Annotated in this window: 21 protein-coding genes; 15 read left to right on the top strand and 6 right to left on the bottom strand. The window is 71.6% G+C overall.

The window, feature by feature from the left end; genetic code table 11:
• The first annotated feature begins 360 nt into the window (after positions 1-360).
• The gene (locus IEY93_RS09700; RefSeq protein WP_189162663.1) at positions 361-828 is read left to right on the top strand and encodes a hypothetical protein; all 468 of its coding nucleotides are present in this window, start codon (positions 361-363) and stop codon (positions 826-828) included.
• Positions 829-1050: 222 nt separating this feature from the next.
• Complete coding sequence (locus tag IEY93_RS09695) at positions 1051-1479, top strand: PIN domain-containing protein (RefSeq protein ID WP_189162662.1); 429 nt, start codon at positions 1051-1053, stop codon at positions 1477-1479.
• A gap of 138 nt (positions 1480-1617) precedes the next feature.
• Here IEY93_RS09695 and IEY93_RS09690 read toward each other — a convergent pair whose 3' ends face one another.
• The 3 genes from IEY93_RS09690 to IEY93_RS09680 all read right to left on the bottom strand — a co-directional run bounded on the left by IEY93_RS09690 (position 1618) and on the right by IEY93_RS09680 (position 4474).
• Complete coding sequence (locus tag IEY93_RS09690) at positions 1618-2673, bottom strand: DUF6461 domain-containing protein (RefSeq protein WP_189162661.1); 1056 nt, start codon at positions 2671-2673, stop codon at positions 1618-1620.
• Between the two features lie 692 nt (positions 2674-3365).
• Complete coding sequence (locus tag IEY93_RS09685; protein ID WP_189162660.1) at positions 3366-3602, bottom strand: hypothetical protein; 237 nt, start codon at positions 3600-3602, stop codon at positions 3366-3368.
• Between the two features lie 344 nt (positions 3603-3946).
• On the bottom strand, positions 3947-4474 hold the full coding sequence (locus IEY93_RS09680; protein WP_189162659.1) for an AAA family ATPase: 528 nt from the start codon (positions 4472-4474) through the stop codon (positions 3947-3949).
• A gap of 115 nt (positions 4475-4589) precedes the next feature.
• On the opposite strand from IEY93_RS09680, the gene IEY93_RS09675 reads away from it, so the two are divergent.
• Entirely contained in the window at positions 4590-5138 is a 549-nt protein-coding gene (locus IEY93_RS09675; protein WP_189162658.1) for a GNAT family N-acetyltransferase, read from the top strand.
• Between the two features lie 110 nt (positions 5139-5248).
• Here IEY93_RS09675 and IEY93_RS09670 read toward each other — a convergent pair whose 3' ends face one another.
• Entirely contained in the window at positions 5249-6199 is a 951-nt protein-coding gene (locus tag IEY93_RS09670; RefSeq protein ID WP_189162657.1) for an NADP-dependent oxidoreductase, read from the bottom strand.
• Positions 6200-6248: 49 nt separating this feature from the next.
• Here IEY93_RS09670 and IEY93_RS09665 point away from each other — a divergent pair, with 49 nt between their 5' ends.
• From IEY93_RS09665 to IEY93_RS09635, 7 genes are all read left to right on the top strand, one after another.
• Entirely contained in the window at positions 6249-6863 is a 615-nt protein-coding gene (locus IEY93_RS09665) for a TetR/AcrR family transcriptional regulator (RefSeq protein WP_229691010.1), read from the top strand.
• 882 nt (positions 6864-7745) lie between these two features.
• The gene (locus IEY93_RS09660; RefSeq protein WP_189162655.1) at positions 7746-8201 is read left to right on the top strand and encodes a hypothetical protein; all 456 of its coding nucleotides are present in this window, start codon (positions 7746-7748) and stop codon (positions 8199-8201) included.
• A 226-nt stretch (positions 8202-8427) separates the two neighbouring features.
• Positions 8428-8595, top strand: coding sequence for a hypothetical protein (locus tag IEY93_RS09655; protein ID WP_189162654.1), 168 nt, complete (start codon positions 8428-8430; stop codon positions 8593-8595).
• Positions 8596-8685: 90 nt separating this feature from the next.
• Entirely contained in the window at positions 8686-11745 is a 3060-nt protein-coding gene (locus IEY93_RS09650) for an AfsR/SARP family transcriptional regulator (RefSeq protein WP_189162653.1), read from the top strand.
• A gap of 155 nt (positions 11746-11900) precedes the next feature.
• Positions 11901-12053, top strand: a complete 153-nt coding sequence (locus IEY93_RS09645; RefSeq protein ID WP_189162652.1) for a hypothetical protein — start codon at positions 11901-11903, stop codon at positions 12051-12053.
• A 5-nt stretch (positions 12054-12058) separates the two neighbouring features.
• Positions 12059-13444: an NAD(P)/FAD-dependent oxidoreductase gene (locus IEY93_RS09640; RefSeq protein ID WP_189162651.1), complete on the top strand. Its 1386-nt coding sequence runs from the start codon at positions 12059-12061 to the stop codon at positions 13442-13444.
• 125 nt (positions 13445-13569) lie between these two features.
• Positions 13570-13908, top strand: coding sequence for a hypothetical protein (locus IEY93_RS09635; RefSeq protein WP_189162650.1), 339 nt, complete (start codon positions 13570-13572; stop codon positions 13906-13908).
• Positions 13909-13990: 82 nt separating this feature from the next.
• On the opposite strand, the gene IEY93_RS09630 is transcribed toward IEY93_RS09635, so the two are convergent.
• Positions 13991-14569, bottom strand: coding sequence for a Uma2 family endonuclease (locus IEY93_RS09630; protein ID WP_189162783.1), 579 nt, complete (start codon positions 14567-14569; stop codon positions 13991-13993).
• 143 nt (positions 14570-14712) lie between these two features.
• The gene (locus IEY93_RS09625; RefSeq protein ID WP_189162649.1) at positions 14713-15363 is read right to left on the bottom strand and encodes an FHA domain-containing protein; all 651 of its coding nucleotides are present in this window, start codon (positions 15361-15363) and stop codon (positions 14713-14715) included.
• Positions 15364-15545: 182 nt separating this feature from the next.
• Between IEY93_RS09625 and IEY93_RS09620 the strand changes: the two genes are divergently transcribed.
• The 5 genes from IEY93_RS09620 (at position 15546) to IEY93_RS09600 (ending at position 21312) form a co-directional block, all read left to right on the top strand.
• Positions 15546-16667 carry a citrate/2-methylcitrate synthase gene (locus tag IEY93_RS09620; RefSeq protein WP_189162648.1) on the top strand — a complete coding sequence of 374 codons (1122 nt, stop codon included), beginning with the start codon at positions 15546-15548 and terminating at the stop codon, positions 16665-16667.
• Positions 16654-16929, top strand: coding sequence for a DUF3017 domain-containing protein (locus IEY93_RS09615; RefSeq protein ID WP_189162647.1), 276 nt, complete (start codon positions 16654-16656; stop codon positions 16927-16929). The genes IEY93_RS09620 and IEY93_RS09615 overlap by 14 nt, the downstream gene beginning before the upstream one ends.
• A 105-nt stretch (positions 16930-17034) precedes the next feature.
• Positions 17035-18252, top strand: coding sequence for an NADP-dependent isocitrate dehydrogenase (locus IEY93_RS09610; protein ID WP_189162646.1), 1218 nt, complete (start codon positions 17035-17037; stop codon positions 18250-18252).
• Positions 18253-18401: 149 nt separating this feature from the next.
• Positions 18402-18812, top strand: coding sequence for a cupin domain-containing protein (locus IEY93_RS09605; protein ID WP_189162645.1), 411 nt, complete (start codon positions 18402-18404; stop codon positions 18810-18812).
• Positions 18813-19107: 295 nt separating this feature from the next.
• Complete coding sequence (locus tag IEY93_RS09600; protein ID WP_189162644.1) at positions 19108-21312, top strand: serine/threonine-protein kinase; 2205 nt, start codon at positions 19108-19110, stop codon at positions 21310-21312.
• Positions 21313-21438: the final 126 nt, after the last annotated feature.

Here is a 21438-nt window from a genome sequence, read left to right as displayed (position 1 = left end):
CTAAATGATGGACTGATTACAGAGCGCCAGTTCTGAAAGTCCGCCCCGATCCGATCAGGAGTGCGATCCCGTGCCCCACCCCACCCGCCGCCAACCCCCCACCACCCCACCAGAACCCCCCCTCACGCCCGCCCCACCGGCAGCCCTCCTGACGCCCGCCACCCACCCCGGCCCCCCTCCCGCAACCAGCCCTCTGCCGGGCCCTGCCGCAAGTGCCGCCCCAGCAGAGCCAGGCGTGCGCCCCCTCCACCCCCACCCCCTCGCAGCAAACGTCCCGGCCGGTCCTGTCGCAGGCAGCGTCCTGCACGGTTTCGCTGTGGGCGCTGTCGCGGCCGGGGCCGGTGCGGGGAGGTGGGGCGCGTGACCGCGCTGTGGTTCTGGGGGAGGCCGGAGGACCAGGCCGAACGCCACCGCGGTGCGCTCGGCGACCTGGCCAAGGAGCTGGAGTGCCACGGCCTGCGCTGCCGTCCGGTCGAGCGCCTGCACCTGCCCATGGGGGGCGACTACTACCGGCCGTTCCTGCTCCCGCCCGAGCTGGACGTGTACGGCGGCGGGCGGCTGATCGTGACGGTGGCCGTGGTCGACGTCCCCGGCGGAGGCGGCGCCTGGTACCTGCTCAAGGAGCCCAGCGGCCTCCCCGTCGCGACCCACAGCACCGCCAACCCCTCCGCCGCCGCCCAAGCCATAACCACCCGCGCTCCGGCCCCCGGTCCGGCATCCGCTGCGGTCCCCACCCAGGCCCCCGGTCCGGCCTCGACCTCCGCTCCGGCCCCGACCCCGGACCCGCGGCCCCCGGTCACCTCCGACCCCGACCCGCCCGGCAACTGACCGCTCCCACCACCCCGGCCCCCACCCGGCCGGGGTGCCCGATCCCCGTCCAGAACCAGCCCGACCAGCGCTCCTCGGAACCAACCCCCTGCGGCTCTGGTTCTGGCGTTCCGGTTGGAGCGGAAGGCCGCCTGGGCGGCTCGTGCCGGGACCGCCGCTGCCGACACGGGCTCCGTCGAGTGGGCCGAGCGCAGGATCGCCGCTGTGAAGGAGTTCATTTCGGTGTCTGACCACACCCCCATCCCCCTCGCGTTCGACACGACCTTTCTGTCCGAGGTGGTGCGCGGGTATCCCGACCTGATCAACATCGTGCGACGGTTCGACGCCGAGAAGCAGCCGATGGTCATCCCGGCGCTCGCCATCGTGGGGGCGTCGCTGGACTCCAGGTCCTCCGAGGCCGCTGACGCCCTGTACGGGATGGCATTGCTGGAGTCGGTGGAGATCGCACCGCTGGCCGGCCCCAAGCAGGGCATCGCCCTGGCCGAGGTGATCGCCAGGACCGATCTCGAACCGTGGGACGCGCACGTCGCCGCGGTCGCTATCGCGGCCATCTGCCCGATCCTCACCCTCAAGGCCGCGCGGTGGGAGGAACCCGCCCGGTCGCTGGGCGAGCCGCTGTACATCTGCGAGATCGCCGACCCGACCGGCTAGCACATCGAGCGAAGCACCCCCATCGATCTCGCTCCCGGCGTCGCATGCCGACGAATCTGATCACGCGTGCGGCACGTTCCCTGGCCGGCCACCGTCTTCAATACCTCGTGTGAGTGATGGCGGAGGTAGTTCCCGGCCCTACTTCTGAAGCTGTTCCAGCACTGTCATGAGCGCGCCCACCCGGCGGCCCGCCCGGTCGCCCAATCGGAGCATGCCGATCCGCCAGATCGCATCCCTGGCCGCGGCCAGGGCGTCCTCACCGACCGCGGCCTCAAGCACGCTCAATGCCTGGTACCGCGCGCGCCAGTGTTCCCTGGTCTCAGCGGGAGCATCGGCCGGTGGGCTCTGAGCCAGCAGTTCCTGGCTGAGGAGGCGTACTTCGGCGCGGAGTTCGGCGAGAACGGCCGGGCTCGGCGCCCCCGCCAGAGCGGCCGCAACACGGTCGGCCACCGGCACGTGCAGGTCGCTCAGCTCGCACGCGGTCTCCGCCACCAGCGCGGCGATCTCGCGCGCGCGGCCGGGGCCGGGGGCTGCGATGAGGTCGGCCACGCGTGGGTCGCTGGCGAGATAAGCGAGATGGTCGCGCTTGTCCTGGTCGGACAGAACCGCTCCGGCCGGTTCCGCGTACGCGTCCAGAACGGCGCTCTGGTGCTCCGCGGCCAGCCACTCCGCCGCCAGACGCTCGCCGGTGAGCATCTCGCCCAAGGTCAGGGCCGCACTGCGGAGATCGTCCTGTTCCGCCAGCTCGGGCCAGGCCGACAGCGCGTCGGGCAGGTCTTCGAGGTCTTGCAGCTCTTCGGGGTCGAGCAGATCCGCCGTGACCAGGACGCGGCCGTGCTCGGCATAGGCGAGTTGCCCGTCCGCGTTGGCGTTCCAGAACACGCTGAGCGCCCGTCCTTGCCGCGCCAACCGGGCCAGAACTTCTGGACGCGTCCCTTGAAAGCCGTTGGGCTCGACCAGGACGGTCCAGGACCCCAGGCTTCCGGCCATCGCCGCGCCGGCCCGAGCGGGAAGCGCGTCGTAGGCCGCCTGTACGGTCTGCGTGAAGGTGCGCCTGCCCGAGCCGTCCTCCTGCCCTCCCGCCACGACGAGCGCCTCGGTGGCCGGCATGCACTCGATCCACGTGACGCACAACGGCACGTCCAGGTCCTCCTCCAGTAGCTTGCGGTAGTGCGTCAGCGCATCGGAGTCCAATGTCCTCTCCCGGCAAAGAGAAAGGGCCCGGCCCACCGGAAAGTCGGAGGCTGGGCCACACCTTATGCGAAGTATGGACGGTTAAAAAGCCTCGGCGTCAGGAACAATCTGCTCGTCGGCCAGGGTATCGGTGCGCGGCGGCGGCGGATAGTAGCCGAGTGATCCAGGTTCCTGGCTGTCCGAGATCCGTACCGTGAACTTTTGTTTCTCCAGAACACGGTTACGCTCGAATGTAGGTGCAAGGTGATGTGGCCGGTCGCGTAAGCGCTGACCAGGGCCCGGCCGTGACGGCCCCCCTCCCGTCCGGCCCCATCGTGGTCCCCCTCCTGCTCGGGCCGGTCGCCGGCGCCGTCCCGTCCGGTCTCGTCGTCGGAACCCTCGCGTCCGGAGCCGGGGCCAGTGCCGTGGGCCGGTGCGGGGAGGTGGGGCGCGGGACCGCGCTGTGGTTAGCAGCCCAGCGGCCTCCCCGGTGGAGACCCACAACACCCGCACCCCCTCCGCCCACTCCTCGAAACCAAGCCCCCGCGGCGCCCGCCGCGTAAGAAGCCGCGCGGCAATGAAGCCCCTGACCTGCGGGCCAAGGCGGCAGGTAGCCGGCAGCAGCGGTACGGGGCTACGGCGACCAGGCGCTGATCAAGAGCCGCCGCCTGGTCGCCGACGTTGACCGCAGGGGCATGATCGGACGGTGTTCGTTACCCGTTGAACCCTTGTGACTTGATTCGGGTGATGTACTCATTCATGGGGGATATTGAGCGGTTCTTCGGTTGCCAGCCTTCTGGTTGATCCTCCAGGTCCTCGAAACCGCCGACCAGTTTCTTGTCGACATCTGACGCCTGCTCGAAGATCAGCCCTTGCGGATATGCCGTGAAAAGCGGGGCGTTCGCCGGTCGTCCAGCATAAGGATTGGCTATTCTTCCGCCGTCGGCCATGCCTGCTGCCGGATTCTTGGCCGGTTGGAGGAACAGCAGGAAACGCGATCACTACAGGAGCGGCCCGACTGGCGGCAAGGTCTTCGGGGGAGTCGAAGACCAGGTGATCGTATTCGCTCGTCCGTAAGACGGCGACATCGAGCTTTCCCGTCTTGGCGTTGCCGGTGTCGCCTGAGCTCGTCTGAGTGACCGGCTGACGCCCGCACCCGCTCAGCACAAGGACGGCCATCGTCGTAACAGCCAGAGTCAGAGTCTTCCTGACGTCGACCACTCCGCTCCTCCTAGCCGGTGCTGTGACCCGGAAACGTTCACCGACAGCGCGCGGTATCACAGGGGGATGGATTTCAGTTGCTGAGGGCCTTGGCGATCTGCAGGGCGACCTCGGTGGGGGTGAGGTGTGTGGTGTCGACGACCTCGGCCTCGGCGTGCAGCCACGTGCGGGCCGCCTCGGCGTAGGGCTCAAGGTATTTGAGCCGGAAGGGGGAGGGGACGGGGGCGAGAAGAGTGTCCCCCTCGATGCGCGCGCGGAGGGTCTCTTGGTCGGCGTGGAGGACGAAGTGCCGTACCGGAATGGCATGGTGGGCGAGGCCCGTGCTGATCTCGCGCCAGTACTGCTCGACCAGGACCGTCATGGGCATTACCAGAGTGCCACCGGTGTAGTCGAGTACGCGGCGGGCGGTTTCGACCACGAGTGGCCGCCAAGGCGGCCAGTGCTGGAAGTTGTCCGTCGCGGGCAGCCCCGGCGTGATGTCCATGAGCGTCTCGCCGACTTTCTCGGCGTCGAAGACCCGGGAATCCGGGATCAGTCGCTGCACGAGTGCACTGGTCGTCGTCTTGCCCGCGCCGTGCGTGCCGTTGAGCCATACGATCACGGGACCCGATGCTACGACGCGTTCGAATGTGGTCGCAGCCACTCTTTGATACAGGCGATGTGCAAGGTCGCCTCGTAGCGGACGGCGAGCTCACACCAGGCCCTAACGTTGATCCATGTCCGAACTGCCATCACGGGTCGAACTGCGCCCGCTCACCCTCTCCGACCAGGACGAGTTCTGCTCACTCGTGCAGGCCAGCACCGGGCTACATTCGCCATGGATGCAGCTGCCCGCGACCGCGGAAGAGTTTCAGGTCTGGATGCGCCGCTTCGATGACGGCACGAATCTGGGCTTTCTGATCCGTGTCCGGGAGACCGGCGTAGCCGCCGGCACGGTCAACATCAATTCGATCATCCGGGGCCGTTATCAGGGCGCGTCCCTGGGCTATGCGGCCTTCACCCCGTCCGCAGGGCAAGGTTATATGACCGACGGGCTCACCCTCATTCTGCAGCACGCCTTCACCGAACTGCGGCTCCATCGGTTGGAGGCCAACATTCAGCCGGCGAACGAAGCATCCCTGGCCCTGGCCCGGCGCCTGGGTTTCCGTTACGAAGGGCTGTCGCCCGCATACCTCTATATCGACGGGGCCTGGCGCGACCATGAACGCTGGTCCATCACCGCACCGAACCCTTGGAAACCTGATCCCTCCCTCCCAGAGGTATGACTCACACGGCACCGCTTATGAAACTCGTCCTGGTGCTGTGCGAGCCGCCCGTCGAACCTGACCACACATGTGGCACGTTCTGAGCCGTGGGTGGCCGGTCGGCGGGGTGGTCAGTTCACCAGGACGATTCGGCCGCGGGCGTGGCGGGTTTCGCTCAGCTCGTGGGCGGCGGCGGCTTCGGTGAGCGGGAACGCCGCCGCGACCGGTACCCGCAGCCTGCCCTGCCCGGCGAGTTCGACCGCGAGGGCGAGGCCGTGTACCGCCAGCGGGTCGGCGGCTCCGACGGCCGCCGCCGCGTCCCCGGCCGGTACGCCGTGCGACAGGTGCACGCCGAGGGCCGCCGCGGTGCGGTCGGGGGCGATGGTCACCACGCGCGCCGGGCTCCCGGCGATGGCGATCAGGTCGGGCAGCGCCCCTCCCGCGCAGTCGAACACCGCGTCCACCCCGCCCGGTGCCAGCGCGCGGACCCGTTCGGCCAGGCCCGCGCCGTACGTCGTCGGCTCCGCGCCGAGCGAACGCAGGAAGTCGTGGTTGTGCTCCCCGGCCGTGCCGATGACGGTGGCGCCGCGTACCACCGCGAGCTGCACGGCGACCGTGCCCACCGCGCCGGCCGCGCCCTGCACCAGTACGGTGTGCCCGGCGCCGACCGCGAGCCGGTCGAGCACGCGGGTCGCCGTCTCGACGCTTCCGGCGGCGCCACCGGCCTCCTCCCAGCTCCACGGGGCCGGTTTCGGCGCCCAGGCGCCCAGGACCGCGTGGTCGGCGTTGGCGCCGCGCGTGGTCGTCGCGGTCATGCCGAACACTTCGTCGCCGACTCCGACGCCCGTGACGCCGTCGCCGACCTCGTCCACCACACCCGCGGCGTCGAACCCGGTGCGGTGCGGGAACGCCACCGGCACCAGGTCACGCATCTTCCCGGAACGGATGGACGCCTCTCCCGTCGACAGCCCGGACGCCCGTACGGCGACGCGGATCGTCCCCGGCCCCGCGTGCGGCTCCTCGACTTCGGCGACGTGCACGACGCCGGCCGGGCCGTACTCGGAAAACTGAACAGCTCTCATGCGCCGCACCGTAACGGAACACCCCGTCCGTTTGACTAAAGTGAGAGCGGTGACCGCCGAAGTGAGGGAGAAGCTGCGCTCGGACGCCCGCGACAACCGCGCGCGCATCCTCGCGGTCGCCCGCGCGGCGTTCGCCGCCGAGGGCCTCGACGTGCCGATCAGGGAGATCGCCCGGCGCGCGCAGGTCGGCGCGGCCACCGTCTACCGGCACTTCCCGACCAAGGAGGCGCTGCTCGGCGAGGTCTTCGCCGAGCCGATGGCCATGTGTTCGACGGTCGTCGAGGAAGGGCTGGCGCAGGCCGACCCGTGGCACGGCTTCTGCCTGGTGCTCGAGAAGCTCATGGAGGCGCACGCACTCGACCGGGGCCTGTCCCGCGCGTTCACCGCACGGCTGCCGTACTTCACCGCCGACCGCGAGCGCACGATCGGGCTGTTGCTCCGGCTCATCGCGCGGGCGAAGGAGGCGGGTGTCCTGCGGGCGGACTTCGTGCTGGAGGACTTCATCATGGCGCTGATGGCGAACGAGGGCATCCGCGCCGAGTCACCCGAGCAGCGCGCCGCGGCGTCGCGCCGTTTCGCGGCCCTGATGATCCAGTCGTTCCGCGCCGGCCCGGCCCGCGCGCCACTGCCCCCGGCGGTCCGCCTGCTACCGGCCGTTCGTTGACGCGCTCCCCGGCTTGAGGGCCGGGGATTCAGCCCGTGCCGCTTCATGCGGCACCTTAAGTACTCCTGGCCCCAAGAAAGGCGCCCCGTTGCGTGCGGTGATCTTCTGCTGTTGTCTGGGCCACATGCGACAGGTCCCCCGGTTCCTCGCCACCATCATGATCGTCTGGGGTGTGGCGGGTTGCGCCGGCGACGTGCCGCCGCCGGAAGCCGCTCCTTCGACGAGCACACCCACGCTGACGAAGACGGTCGTCGAACCATCACCGCCCGTCGCCACACCAAGCCCACCGGCCAGAACGACGAAGGGATCATGGCAGCCCGTGCACATCCTCCCTCGGGATCAGGAGTCCGGGATTCTCCACGACGTGGCGGTCCGGCCGGATGGCGTCGCGTGGGCCATCGGGGAACAGGACGGCGCGGCCTGGCTGGGCCGGTTCGGGGCGGACGGCTGGCGGCAGGTGAAACTCCCCCCGGTCAAAGGACTCGGCCTGGCCGCGACGATTGACGCCCGTGGAAACGTCTGGGTCTTCATCGGACCGCCCGACTACCAGTCGGAGCGGGACCACAGCTATGCCGCACGCTGGGATGGCAAGGCTTGGCAGGTCACCGACCTCGGTCCGGGCCTGTTCGTGAAGGACGCGGTCACGGTGGGCGACGAGATCTGGTTCCTGGCCAGGCGCGGTCCGTACGATCCGAAAAGCCCCGCCGTGGTCAAGCGCCTGACCGGAGGAACCTGGGTGGACACCAAGGTGCCGATCTGGGGGGAAGGGCTCGACGGACAGGTCCCCGGCGAAGTGTGGGCGGTCGGCCGGGGGTTGGAGCGCCGCGGCACCGGCCCGGAAGATCGGCAGCCGCCCGGTGGAACGGTCACGGGTGGGAGAAGATGCCGCTGCCCCCACAGAAACTCCCAGAAGGTGGCAGCGCCATCTTCTGGGACGTCCTGGTACGCGGCCACGGACAGGTGTGGGCGGTCGGCGGGATCTTCGACAGCTCGGCTGAGGAGCCATCCAAGTCGCGGACGCTGCTGGCCCGCTGGGACGGCAGCGCCTGGCGGATCGAGGTGGGAGCTGACAGGGCCATCGAGGGGACGGGCTTCATGGAGATCGAGGCCGACGGCAGGGGCGGGGCCTGGATCAGGGACTCCTACGACACCTACCTGCGGCACGTGGACGCGAGGGGACGCACACTGCGAAGGCAGCAGTTGGGCGGCGGCAAGGACTGCGGCCAGAACATCGTCGCCATCGCACGAAAGCCTGGAACGACCATGCTATTGGGAGCGGGAGCATATGCGGACTGTGCGGACGGCGCGTACCGTGCCGCCCTCTATCAGGTCGACTGATCCTCTCGGCCGATGAACCTTTCCCTGTAACCAAATGTGGCGGTTCGTGATTGCGACGCCCCTCACCGAAGCCGCCCTGGCCGCCATCGGGACCGAGCCGCCGCAGGCCGAGGCCGAGCCGCTGGTCCGGTGACTGCGGAGTCTCGCCGAGGATCACCTGGCCCAGGCCTCCGCAGCCGGTGTCACCCAGGAACACGCCGATAACCTGCACCGCAAGCGCAAGGCGATGCCGGCCGCCGCGACCGCGCTCGATCCCGACCCGCTGGCCGCCTTCCCCGAAGTGGCCGGCCTCACCAGAACCATCAGGCTGCGCTGCGACAACGACGATTACCTGAGTCTGGAAGTCCTGAACATCTGCTACCGACACATCTCCCGGAACATGGCCGCAAGCTGAATCCCGATTCGCGGGTATCGGCGGCCTTGCGGAGAACGGCCGGTCGGATATCGTCGCGGCGGGGCGGTGATCCAGGCCGGGAGGGCTGCGGTGGGCGTTGCCGAGGACGTGCGGTTCGGGGTGCTGGGAACGATCCGGGCCGAGGTGGGCGGACGGGCGGCCGGGCTCGGCGGGCCGCGCCAGCGGGCCGTGCTGGCGTTGCTGCTCATCGCCCGGGGCCGCATCGTCTCGGCCGACCGCATCATGTCCGAGGTGTGGGAGGGCGCGCGGCAGCCCTCGCCGACCACTCTGCACGGCTACGTCGCCGACCTGCGCAGAGCCCTGGAGCCCGAGCGCCCGCCCGGTGCGCCGCCCCGGCTGCTGGTGCGCGAGGGCCCCGGGTACGCCCTGCGGGTGGCCCCCGCCGCCGTCGACGCCGAACGCTTCGCCGACCTGGCGGCGCGCGGCCGGCGCGCACTGGAGGGCGGCGACCCCGGGCAGGCGGCGGACCTGCTCGGCCGGGCCCTCGCGCTGTGGCGCGGCCCGGCGTACGCCGACTTCGGCGGCGCGGCCTTCGCCACCCCGGACGTGACCCGGCTGGAGAACCTCCGCGCCGCCGTCCAGGAGGACCGGCTCGCCGCGATCATCGCCACGGGACGGCACACCGACGCCGTCGGCGAGCTGGAGGCGCTGGTCGCCGAGCGGCCACTGCGTGAACGCGGCTGGGAGCTGCTCGCTCTGGCCCTGTACCGCTCCGGACGGCAGGCCGACGCGCTGGCCGCGCTGCGCGCGGTGCGCCGGCGGCTGGCCGACGAGCTGGGCATCGACCCCGGACGCGGCCTGCGCGACCTGGAGACGGCCATCCTCGCCCAAGACCCCCTCCTCGACCCACCGCCCGCCCCCGCACGACCCCCGGTACGCGAACCGGCGGCACCCGCCCATGGCACTGACTCGGCGGTGCCCGCCTCGGGAGGGGAGGCCGCGCTTCTTGCTCGGGAAGGCGCTGTCGTGCCTGCTCAGGAGGAGCGTTCGGCCCAGCCCGTACGAGGGCACGGGGCCGCCGTCGTTTCTCCTCGGCCTGGCGAAGGCGTGCGCGATCCCCGGTTCTCCGGTGCCGGGGAGGGAATGCTCGACGTCCCCCCTCTTCACGCCACGAGGCCGGCGCAGGCCACGGGTAATTTGCCGTTCGCGCTCTCCAGTTTCGTGGGCCGCGCCGATGAGCTGGCCACCGTCGCCGCGTTGCTGGACGCGCACCGGCTGGTCACGTTCACCGGCCCGGGCGGGGTCGGCAAGACACGACTGGCCCTGGAGGCCGCGCGTGCCCGTACCGGCGCCGACGGGCCGTGGCTGGTGGAGATCGCCGGCCTGCACACCGCCGACCTGCTCGTTCCGACGATCGCCGCCGCGCTCGGCCTGCCCACCACCGCCTCTCCCGATCACCTTGCCGGGATGCTCGCCGGACGCGACACCCTCGTCGTCCTGGACAACTGCGAGCACCTGCTGGCCCCGGCCGCCACGCTGGTCCACACCCTGCTGACCCGATGCGGCGGCGTGCGCGTCCTGGCCACCAGCCGCGAGTCCCTCGGCATCAGCGGAGAGATGGTGTACGAGGTGCCGCCGCTTCCCGCCGCCACCGAGGGCGCCGAACTGTTCCTCCGCCGCGCCGCCGCCGCGCTGCCCGGATGGACGCCCGAGCCGGGCGACCGCGAGCTGATCGCCGGCCTGTGCGCGGGGCTCGACGGCATCCCGCTCGCCATCGAGCTCGCCGCGGCGCAGTGCCGTACGTTGTCGCTGAACCAGATCGCCGACGCCCTGACCGACCGGTTCACCCTGCTGGTCGCCGGATCCGCCGGACGGCCCGGCCGCCATCGCACGCTGCTCGACACCGTCGCCTGGAGCGACCAGTTGTTACAGCCCGCCGAACGCCGGCTGTTCCACCGGCTCGGCGTCCTGGAAGGCGGCTTCGACCTGGAGGCCGCCGCCGCCGTCGGCGACGTCGACGGCGTGCTCGTCCCGCTGTCGGCGCTGGTCCGCAAGTCCCTGGTCACCGCCGAGCCGGGCACCGCGCCGCGCCGCTACCGGATGCTGGAGACGCTGCGCCACTACGCCCGCGCCGAGCTTTCGCCGCAGGACCTGGCCGCGGCCCGGGAACGCCACCGCGCCTGGGTGCTGGCCCGCGCCGAGAGCACCGAACGGCATCTGCGCGGCCCGCAGGGAGCGGCGCTGCTGGACGGGCTGACCCGTGACCAGGCCGACTTCCGGGCCGCGTTCGCCTCCGCCCTGGCGACGGGCGACGGGGAGTACGCGCTGCGGCTGGGCGGCGCGCTCTTCTGGTTCTGGTTCCGCACCGGGTACGTCGCCGAAGGGCTGACCTGGCTGTCCCAGGCCTTCGCCCTGGCCCCGCACGCCGCTGCCGGCGTCCGGGCCCGGGCTCGATTCGCGGTCTGCGGGCTGTGCTACCTGGCCGGGCGGCCGCAGGAGGCGTACGAGGCGGCCCGTACGGCGGTGCAGGAGGCCCGCGAGGCGGGCGACCCGGTGACCGAGGCGAGCGCCACCGCCTACTTCGCGTACCTGGGCGCGCTCGCCGGGGCCGGCATCGACGCCCGGTCCACCGCCGGCGCCGCCGTCGGCCTCGCCCGGCGCAGCGCCCTGGACTGGCTGGAAGCCGAGACGCTCATGGTCCAGGGCATGGCCCTGCGCGCCCTCGGCGACCCGGCCGCGGCCGCGGCGGTCTTCCAGGAAGCGGTCGCCGCCGCCCGCGCCAGCGGCCACGACTGGGCCGCGGACGGAGCGGCCTGGTGCGAGATGAAGACCGCCTGCGACCGCGGCGACGGCGCGCGGGCACTGGCCGTCGCGGCGGACGTCCTCGCCGCGATGGATCGCTACGGGGACATCTCGTTCTGGCTGGTGACCGTGCACAGCACGGCCCGTGCCCTCGTACTGACCGGGCGCGCCGCGCAGGCCGCCGTACTGATGGGCGCCGTGCAGGCGATCGGCGCCCGGGCCGGCGTCTCCCCGGAGCTGATGGACCCGCTGGACGGCCCGCGCGAGGCCGCCGCCGTGCGCGAGGCCCTGCCGCCGCAGGAGTACGAACGCCACGCCGCCCAGGGCCGCGCCATGACCCGGCAAGAAGTCGGCACTCTCCTCGCCGCCCTCCTCGCCACCCCCTGACCTCCACCACCGCGTTCAGCCCTCGGCCGGTGCTGGGAGCCCGCTGGGAATCCGCTGGGAAAGCCGGTTCCCACCGGGTCCCAAGCGGCGCCGCGCATCCTCGTTGACGTGAGCACGACACCGCCCCGCACAGGCGGCGGACAACGAGGTGAACCATGATCGAACGAACCATCCGCACGGCGGCACGGGCCGCGATCGCCCTGATCGCCCTGGGAGCCCTCCTCGGCCTGGGCACGGCATCGGCCCAGGCCGACGCCGGCGACCCGTCCCAGTGGTCGCTCACCGGCGACCCCTCCCAATGGGGCTGACGGCGATGACCGGCATCGGACCACGGCCCGGCGGCCACGCCGTCGTCGCCGGAGCGGGCGTTGGCGGGCTGCTCGCGGCCCGCGCGCTCAGCGAATCCTTCGACCGCGTCACGGTGCTCGACCGGGACGCGCTCCCCGAGGAGGGCGTGCCCCGGCGCGGCGTCCCGCAGGGCCACCACGCGCACGGCATGCTCTCGCGGGGATGCGAGGTCCTCGGCGACCTGTTCCCCGGGCTGCGCGAAGACCTGGTCGCGGCGGGCGCCGTCCCCTGCGACATCCAGCAGGACGTCCACTGGTACAACGACGGCCGGCGGCTGCACCCCGCGCCGTCCCGGATGCGCGGCCTGAGCGTGAGCCGGCCGCTGCTCGAACGCTACCTGCGGGCCCGCGTCGCGGCGCTGCCCGGTGTGGAGATCCACGACGGCCGCGAGGTCGTCGAGCCGATCGCCGGCCGGGACGGCGCGGTGACCGGGGTACGCGTGCTCGGCCACGGCCGGCGCGCGGAGGACGCCGAGGAACTGCCGGCCGACCTCGTGGTGAACGCCACCGGCCGCGGCAACCGGGGCGCCGAGTGGCTGCGCCGGCTCGGCCATCGGCCCGCGCGGGAGGAACGCGTCGACTCCGGCCTGGTGTACGTCTCGCGCGCCTACCGGCGCCGGCCGGGCGACGCCGACGTGGTCGCCATGATCGTCGGGCACAGCGTGGCCGTGCCCCGGGGCGGGGTGGCGCTCAGCGCGGAGGGGGATCGGTGGCTCGTCACGCTGTTCGGCATGGGTGACGACATCCCGCCCGTCGATCCCGAGGGGTACCACCGGTTCGCGGCCCGGCTCCCGGTTCCGGACCTGCACCGCCTCCTGACCCGCCTTGAGCCGCTCGGAGCGCCGCGGCTGATGCGCATCCCGGTGAGCATCAGGTCCCGGTACGAGAGCCTGCGGCGGCACCCCGAGGGATACCTGGTGTTCGGCGACGCCCTGTGCCAGTTCAACCCGAGCTACGGACAGGGCATGACCGTGGCCGCGTGCGAGGCCCTGGCCCTGCGCGACTGCCTGGCCGCCGGGCGGGACGAGCTGGCCCGCCGCTTCTACCGGCGCGCCGCCAAGGCCATCGACATCGCGTGGGACATGTCCGTCGTCGGTGACCTGCGGTTCCCCGCCGTCGAAGGACCGCGACCTGCGCGCGTGCGGCTGCTCAACGGCTACCTCGCGCGCGTCCACGCGGCCGCGGAGACCGACCCGGTGGTCGGCAACGCGTTCCTGAGCGTCGCCAACCTGCAGGCCCCGCCCCAGCGGCTCATGTCGCCGGGCGTCCTGGCCCGGGTGCTGCGCCCCCGCCCCGCCGCCTCCGCGACCCCCCGCCTCACGCCCGAGCCCTCGGTCCCCGCCCGCCCCTGACCGCAGACCCCCGCATTCCGGACCGGGCGAGTGCCCGGCCGGCCCACGACCACCCCGCCCGATCCGTGGCGGGGCCCAGGAAATCCACACGGTCCCAACGGGGGCCGGAGAGAAAGGACACCATCATGATCAAGCGCTTCACCGCGAGCGTCGTCCTGGCCACCGCCGCCGCGGCCGGCGGGCTCACCGCCGTCGTCGCCCCGGCCTCGGCGGCGACGGCCGGCGCGGGCAACGCCGTCTGGGTCGAACCCGGCGCCACCAAATCGTTCCTGGTCATGTGCCCGTCGTACGCGCCCACCATGCTGACCGGCACCATCGTCATCACCGCGAGCCCGGCGGTGTCGGTGTCGACCAGCCTGGACACCGACTCCGACGCCTTCAGCCGGGACAAGCTGACGGTGACGGCCACCAACGGGGGCGCCGTCCGCGTCTACGTCTCCGGCAAGGCCACCTGCACGAGCTGACCACCCACCCGCACACCCGGGGCCGAGGTACGTCCACTCGGCCCCCGGCCCCGCGCCCCGGCCGGGCCGAGCGGTTCGCCGATCAGAGGCGCTCGATCTCGGTGAGGTCGATGTCGATCTCGAAGGGCACGGTGAGCTGCAGCTTGTCGTGGTGGATGCCCATCAGCGCGTACGCCTTGGTGGCCGGGTCGAGCTCGTAGACGTACACCGTGGCCTGCCGGCCATTCGGCTCGACCCGCCAGAAGTGCGGGATGCCCGCGGCCGCGTACAACTGCGGCTTGCGCTCACGGTCGCGTACCTCCGAGTCCCGGCTGACGACCTCGACGGCGAGCAGGACATCGGCCGCCCGATAGGCGGTCACGTCGAGCCCTCGATCGGCGCTGTCGTGGATGAGGGTGAGGTCCGGTTCCGGACGTTGTCGTGGCCCGAGGATGACACTCATGTCTCTGCGCACGCGGTACTCCGAGGGGGCCAGCCGTCGCAGAGCGGCACCGATGAGGTCGAGGATCACCGAGTGGAAGGATGTCTGCGGGCTGACGAAGACCAGGCTTCCGTCGATCAACTCGCTGTGCGCGGGCAGATCCGGCATGTGATCGAGGTCTTCCGCATGGAACCCCTCGGGTGGCGGGATCAACCAGTCGGGAAATGGCCGGTCTGTCATGACTTCGGGCCGGACCTGGGCTGTCATGACCTTTACGCTAGCGATCGCAGGCGTTTCCGGGGTGGTTTCCGCGTCCTGGTATGACGGAACGCGCTCGGGTGGGTGCGGTGCGTTCCCGCCGGTGCGGGGGCGGGAACGGACGCTTATGAGGCGCGGCGGCCGGCGGTCTGCGGGGGTGGGGACTCGCCGGGGCCGGAGGTGCGCTGAGGCGGCACCACGGGGGTGGGCCGCACGAGGCCGAGGGCGACGACCTCGTTGGCCAGCCGCGTGCGCCGGTTGATCCCCTCGGGGATGCGGAACTTCTGGTACAGCCGCAGAAGGTGCTGCTTGACCGCGGCCTCGGTCACCACCAGGTCGTCGGCGATCTCGCGGGCGGTCGCCGGGGCGACGAACGCCTCGTCCGACAGCGCGGGCCGGCACAGCGAGGTGAGGACGTCGACCTCGCGCCTGGTCAGCTCGGGCGCGGCGGCCCGCCGCAGCTCGACCTCGGGCGTGATGTCCTCCCGGGGGATGCCGCCCACCCGGCAGCGCGCCGCGCCGAAGGAGACGACGTCGCCGTCGTCGAGCACCCTCCGGGCGATCGGCCTGCCGTTCACCCGGGTGCCGTTGCGGGACAGGCCCAGGTCAACGACATACAGGTAGGGCCCTCGGCGGACGAACTCGGCGTGCAGTCGTGACACGCTCGGATCGGCCAGCCTGACATCGACACCCCGGCCTCGGCCGATGGTGGTCACTTCGGGGCGCAACGGGACGACCTCGCCGCTGTCCTCGACGCGTATGAACGGCCCCTCCACGGCAGTTCCTCCCCAGGTAGCCCGCCGTTACTTCCGCTATAGCTCCGGCTTACCCAAACGAAGGGGTGGGGAATCTCCTTTGCCATAACGAGAATCAATGGGGAAATTCGTCTGGGCCTCCGCGGCGGGTTTTACCTGCTCACAGGTAGACTTCGAGCGAAGATAAGCGGAGGAAACCACCCATGGCGGACAACCCCACCAAAGGTCTCGCCGATGTCGTCGCCGCGTCCACAGCGCTGAGCGACATCGACGGCAGAGCCGGGCGCCTCTTCTACCGCGGCTACGACATCCACGAGCTGGCGGGGCGCACGAGCTTCGAAGAGACCGCGCATCTGCTGCAGGTCGGCACGCTGCCCACCCGCGCGCAGCTCGCCGCGTACGGCGCCGAGCTCGTCCAGGGCCGCACCCTCGGCGGCCTGGTCGCGGCGAACGTCGCCGAGATCGCCGAGAAACAGGCCCCCATGGAGGCCTTGCGGACCCTGGTCTCCCTGGCCAGCGCCGATGACCCGGACAAGGGCTCCAACTCGGCCGAGGCCAACCACCGCAAGGCGGCCCGCCTGACCGCGCAGCAGCCCATCCTGGTCGCGCGCTACCACGCGGCCCGTACCGGCGGCGAGCCGCGCGAGCCCGACCCCGAGCTGAGCATCGCGGCCAACTTCCTGCTGCAGATCACCGGCCGGGTGCCCGAGCGCCGCGCGGTCGAGATCTTCGACACCTGCCTGGTGCTGCACGCCGACCACACCATGAACGCCTCCACCTTCGCCGCCCGCGTGTGCGCGGCGACGCTCTCGGACATGCACTCGGCGATCGTGGCCGCGATCGGCACGCTGAAGGGCCCGCTGCACGGCGGCGCCAACGAGCAGGTGATGCGCACCCTGGAGAGCATCGAGCCGAGCGGCGTGGCCCAGGCGGTACGCGACCGGCTGGTCCGCGGCGAGAAGATCATGGGGTTCGGCCACCGCGTGTACAAGACCGAGGACCCGCGCGCGACGCACCTGCGCGAGATGTCGCGGGAGTTGGGCGAGGCGAGCGGTGACGACACCTACTATCGGATGTCGAAGGAGATGGAAGAGGTCGTCTTCGCCGAGAAGGGGCTCTACCCGAACGTCGACTTCTACGCCGCGACGGTCTATCACTACCTCGGCATCCCGACGGACCTGTTCACCCCGGTGTTCTCGGTGAGCAGGATGTCCGGCTGGACCGCCCATGTGATCGAGCAGCACGCCGACAACCGGTTGATCCGTCCCGACAGCGAGTACATCGGGCAAAGCGCCCAGAAGTGGACACCGATTGACGAGAGGTAGAGGCTGGGCGTCGTACCTGCTGGTCCTGGCGGGCGCGGCGACCGGCCTGGTGACGATCGCGATGGGCCTGCCCGCATGGGCGGGCTCATTGGTCGTCGCGGGCTCGGTGCTGCTGGGCGCCGTCCTGCGACTGGTCGTCCCCGGCGAGAGCCTGCTCGCCGTGCGCAGGCGGCGCACCGACGCCGTCACCCTCGGCGTCCTCGGCTGCCTGCTCGCCGGGGTCGCCGTCAGCCTCGCCCTGCAGTGGATGGCGGGCAGATAGCGGCACGGCGAACCCGGTCAGGTAGCCTCACGGACGATTGTGTGCGTAGAAAGACCGGTTTGGTCAGCCTAGTCGTATGAAGTGGTAAGAAGGGGAACCCCAAGCATGCCCAAGATCAAGGTAGCCGGCCCCGTCGTCGAACTCGATGGCGACGAGATGACCCGGATCATCTGGAAGTTCATCAAGGACCAGCTGATCCTGCCCTACCTCGACGTCGACCTCAAGTACTACGACCTCGGGATCGAGCACCGGGACGCGACCGACGACCAGGTGACGATCGACGCCGCCAACGCCATCAAGCAGTACGGCGTCGGCGTCAAGTGCGCCACCATCACCCCCGACGAGGCCCGGGTCGAGGAGTTCGGCCTGAAGAAGATGTGGCGGTCGCCGAACGGCACCATCCGCAACATCCTCGGCGGCGTCATCTTCCGCGAGCCGATCATCATGTCGAACGTGCCGAGGCTCGTCCCGGGCTGGACCAAGCCCATCGTCGTCGGCCGTCACGCGTTCGGCGACCAGTACCGCGCGACCGACCTGAAGATCCCGGGCGAGGGCACGCTGACCCTGACCTTCACCCCCAAGGACGGCTCGGACCCCATCGAGCTGGACGTCTACGACTTCCCCGGCTCCGGTGTCGCGCTGGCCATGTACAACCTGGACGAGTCGATCCGCGACTTCGCCCGCGCCTCCATGCGCTACGGCCTGGCCCGTAAGTACCCGGTCTACCTGTCGACGAAGAACACCATCCTCAAGGCCTACGACGGCCGCTTCAAGGACATCTTCGCCGAGGTGTACGAGACCGAGTTCAAGGCCGACTTCGAGGCCGCCGGCATCACCTACGAGCACCGCCTGATCGACGACATGGTCGCCGCGGCGCTGAAGTGGGAGGGCGGCTACGTCTGGGCCTGCAAGAACTACGACGGCGACGTGCAGTCCGACACCGTCGCGCAGGGCTTCGGCTCGCTCGGCCTGATGACCTCGGTGCTGATGACCCCCGACGGCCGCACCGTCGAGGCCGAGGCCGCCCACGGCACGGTGACCCGCCACTACCGTGAGCACCAGAAGGGCAACCCGACCTCCACCAACCCGATCGCCTCGATCTTCGCCTGGACCCGTGGCCTGGCCCACCGCGGCAAGCTCGACAACACCCCCGAGGTGACCGCGTTCGCCGAGACGCTGGAGAAGGTCTCCATCGAGACCGTCGAGAGCGGTCAGATGACCAAGGACCTCGCGATCATCGTCGGCAAGGACGCCAAGTGGCTCACCACCCAGGACTTCCTGGCCGCGCTGGACGAGAACCTCAAGAAGAAGATGTCCGCCTAGCCGAGGACGGGCCCCTGCCTGCGGCGTCGCCGCTGGTAGGGGCCTTTTCGCGTCTGCGGGCCGTCACACCCTCGGCGGGCAGAGGTGTCACAAATGGGGAGGCCGTCTTGTCCTCACTCTGGACAGTCCCTGTTCGGACGGAGGAATGCATGAGCGGCGAGCACGCACACCTGCCCCCAGGCGTTGAGGTGATCACCACCCTGCCAGAAGCGGCGGCCCGGATCCCGGCCGGCGCCGAGGCCAGGACCATCCGGGTCACCCTGCCGCCCGGTGACCCGGGTGCGCCGCCGCACCGGCACCCCGGGCCGATCTTCGGCTACGTGACCCAGGGCCAGATCCTTTTCGAGCTGGAGGGGCAGCCGCCCCGGGTGCTCAAGGCCGGTGACGCCCTGTTCGAGCCCGGGGGTGACGTGATCCACCTCCAGGGCGCCAACAACCTTCCGGACGCGCAGTCGCAGCTGGTGGTGACCATGTTCGCGCCGCCCGGTACCCCGATTCTGACCCTGGTCGGCGCGGAGGAGCTGGCCGAACGACGACACCTGCGAGTCACCGGGTCATGATGACCACCAATTGAGAAGTCCTCCCGACCGCGGGAGGCCAGGACGTGGGGCCGTTCCTCCGGTGCGCCGGTGGGGCGGCCCTTCGACGTCACACGGGCCGACGCGTACGAGGAACACGCGCCGGCGAGCGCGTACGGAGACAGCGGCCGGCGCGCGCTGAGAGAGGCCGGCCACGCGCGTGCCGCCGGGTCGCGGCGTGGGCGGGAGATCACGGCGTGGTCTCGGGTGCGGAGCGGACGGCCAAGGGGTCGTAAAGTTTCCTGGTCGGGACCGGACAACACCATCGGGGACAGGAATGCCGCAACTCGGGCCACTCGGACGGGGAGACCCCGCGCAGATTGGCCCTTTCCGGCTCGCCGGACGCCTGGGCGAGGGCGGCCAGGGCGTCGTCTACCTGGGCCAGGACGAGTCGGGCGAGCGGGTGGCGGTCAAGCTGCTGCACGTCCGGTTCTCCGGCGACCATACGGCCCGGTCGCGCTTCGCCCGTGAGCTGAAGGCCGCCGCGCGGGTGGCGTCCTTCTGCACGGCCCGCGTGATCGCCGCCGACCTGGACGGGGACGTCCCCTACATCGCCAGCGAGTACATCGAGGGCAGGTCGCTGCGCGAGGCCGTCGAGACCGGCGGGCCGCTCGCCGGCGGCGCGCTGGAGCGGCTGGCGGTCGGCACGGCCACGGCGCTCACCGCCATTCACAAGGCGGGCATCGTGCACCGGGACTTCAAACCCGACAACGTGCTCATTGCGCCGGACGGCCCGCGCGTGGTCGACTTCGGCATCTCCCGCATCCTGGACTCCACCGGAACGATCACCAGCCGGGCGGTCGGCACTCCCGCGTACATGGCCCCCGAGCAGATCTCCGGCGGCGAGGTGGGGCCGGCCGCGGACGTGTTCGCCTGGGGTTCGACCGTCGCCTTCGCCGCCACCGGCCGCGCGCCCTTCGGTGGCACGTCCATCGCCGCCGTGCTCAACCGCGTGCTCAACGACGAGGCCGACCTGAGCGCGATGCCCGAGCGGCTGCGCGGCGTGGTGCGGGCCTGCCTCAGCAAGGATCCCGCCGCGCGGCCCACCGCCGACCGGGTGCTGCTGTGGCTGCTCGGCCATGCCGACGCCGGCGACGCGGGCGTCTCGACCGCCGTGCTCAGCGAGGGCGCCGAACTCGCCGGCCGTGAGACCCCCACGACTCCCTGGCCCCCCGCCGCCCGTCCCCCCGGTTCCCGTTCCGGAGACGCCCCCACCGGACGCCCCCCTGGTACCCACCCCGGTGACGTCTCCGCCGGGTGGCCCGCCGGCGTCCGTCCTGGTGACGCCCCTGCCGGACGGCCCTCCGGTACTCATCCCGGTGACGTCTCCGCCGGGTGGGCCGCCTCCGCTCCCGGCCGCACGCCCTCCGGAGCCCGGCCCGGGGATGCTTCCGCTGCGGTCGGTCCTGGTGGGGTTCCGGCCGGATGGCCCGCCGAGGTTCGGTCCGGCGTCGGGGCCGGGGTGACCACGCCGGGCGGGGGGATGGCGGCCGTGCCGGTCCTCGCGCACGACGTGCCCGCGGGGACGGTGGCCACGCACGCCGGAAGCGGCGCGGCGGCCCCCCGCGCGCCGCGCCGGGGGCGGTGGATCGCCGCCGCGGCGGCGGTGCTGGCCCTGGCCGGCGGTGGCGCCCTGGCCGCGTGGGAGTGGGGCCCGGAGTTCGGCCGCGCGACGCCCCCGGTCGTCAGCCACCGGCCATCCCCGAGCGCCTCGCCCTCGCCGAGTCGGCCCACCTTCTCCTCGATCGTCGACAAGGCCGCGCGCACCGGAAAGCTGACCATCGCCGTGCGCGACCTGGTGCCGGGGGTGGCCCTGCACCAGCAGGACGGCTGGCACGGCTTCGAGGTGGAGCTGGCCGGGCACATTGCCCGGCAGCTCGGCGTCCCGCCGGACGGCGTCACCTACCGGGCGGTTCCCCTGGGCGGGCGGGCCGGCGCGCTCGCCTCCGGCCGGGCCGACCTGGTCGTCGCGACGTACACGATGTCGGCCGCCCGGCAGGACGCCGTGACGTTCGCCGGCCCGTACTACGTCTCCCACGTGGACGTCCTGGTGCGCGACGGCGACCCGTTCGAGAAGCTCGCCGACCTCGCCGGGCGCAAGATGTGCAATCCCGGGGCCAGCGTGACCACCGGCATCGTCCAGGACGCGGTGCGGGTGCAACTCGTGCCGGCCGCGACCTACGCCGAGTGCATGGACCTGCTGCGGGCCGCCGAGGTGGACGCCGTCCCCGGCGACGACCTGCTCCTGGCCGGGTTCGCCGACCGGGAGAACGCCCGTTACCGGGTGCTGGGCGCGCGGCTGACCGACGAGCGGTACGCCGTCGGCGTGCCCAAGGGCGACGTGCGGGCCTGCGAGACGGTGCGCGCGGCGATCAGCCAGATGTACGCCGACGGCACCGTGCGGGGGCTGCTGCGCAAGTACTTCTCCAAGGTGGATTTCAAGCCCGACACCACCCGTCCGGCCCTCGCCCCCTGCCGCTGACCGTTCCGGGGCGTCGCGCTCCCTGCGCGGGGATGAGATTTTGCCCGGGGCTGGGATTCGCCTGGACGGCGGGGTGCGTGTCGGGCGGGCGGAGTGGCGGTGCCGCGGCGTTCAATTGATCCCGAA

The sequence above is a fragment of the Sphaerisporangium melleum genome, from assembly GCF_014646695.1.
GTDB lineage: Bacteria > Actinomycetota > Actinomycetes > Streptosporangiales > Streptosporangiaceae > Sphaerisporangium > Sphaerisporangium melleum.
This window is presented reverse-complemented; position numbering and strand designations above follow the sequence as displayed.

Coding starts and splice junctions, on each gene's coding strand:
- IEY93_RS09685 (WP_189162660.1), bottom strand. CDS start 3,602: ATGGCCGACGGCGGAAGAATAGCCAATCCTTATGCTGGACGACCGGCG.
- IEY93_RS09675 (WP_189162658.1), top strand. CDS start 4,590: ATGTCCGAACTGCCATCACGGGTCGAACTGCGCCCGCTCACCCTCTCC.
- IEY93_RS09670 (WP_189162657.1), bottom strand. CDS start 6,199: ATGAGAGCTGTTCAGTTTTCCGAGTACGGCCCGGCCGGCGTCGTGCAC.
- IEY93_RS09660 (WP_189162655.1), top strand. CDS start 7,746: ATGCCGCTGCCCCCACAGAAACTCCCAGAAGGTGGCAGCGCCATCTTC.
- IEY93_RS09655 (WP_189162654.1), top strand. CDS start 8,428: ATGCCGGCCGCCGCGACCGCGCTCGATCCCGACCCGCTGGCCGCCTTC.
- IEY93_RS09645 (WP_189162652.1), top strand. CDS start 11,901: ATGATCGAACGAACCATCCGCACGGCGGCACGGGCCGCGATCGCCCTG.
- IEY93_RS09640 (WP_189162651.1), top strand. CDS start 12,059: ATGACCGGCATCGGACCACGGCCCGGCGGCCACGCCGTCGTCGCCGGA.
- IEY93_RS09635 (WP_189162650.1), top strand. CDS start 13,570: ATGATCAAGCGCTTCACCGCGAGCGTCGTCCTGGCCACCGCCGCCGCG.
- IEY93_RS09630 (WP_189162783.1), bottom strand. CDS start 14,569: ATGACAGACCGGCCATTTCCCGACTGGTTGATCCCGCCACCCGAGGGG.
- IEY93_RS09620 (WP_189162648.1), top strand. CDS start 15,546: ATGGCGGACAACCCCACCAAAGGTCTCGCCGATGTCGTCGCCGCGTCC.
- IEY93_RS09610 (WP_189162646.1), top strand. CDS start 17,035: ATGCCCAAGATCAAGGTAGCCGGCCCCGTCGTCGAACTCGATGGCGAC.
- IEY93_RS09605 (WP_189162645.1), top strand. CDS start 18,402: ATGAGCGGCGAGCACGCACACCTGCCCCCAGGCGTTGAGGTGATCACC.
- IEY93_RS09600 (WP_189162644.1), top strand. CDS start 19,108: ATGCCGCAACTCGGGCCACTCGGACGGGGAGACCCCGCGCAGATTGGC.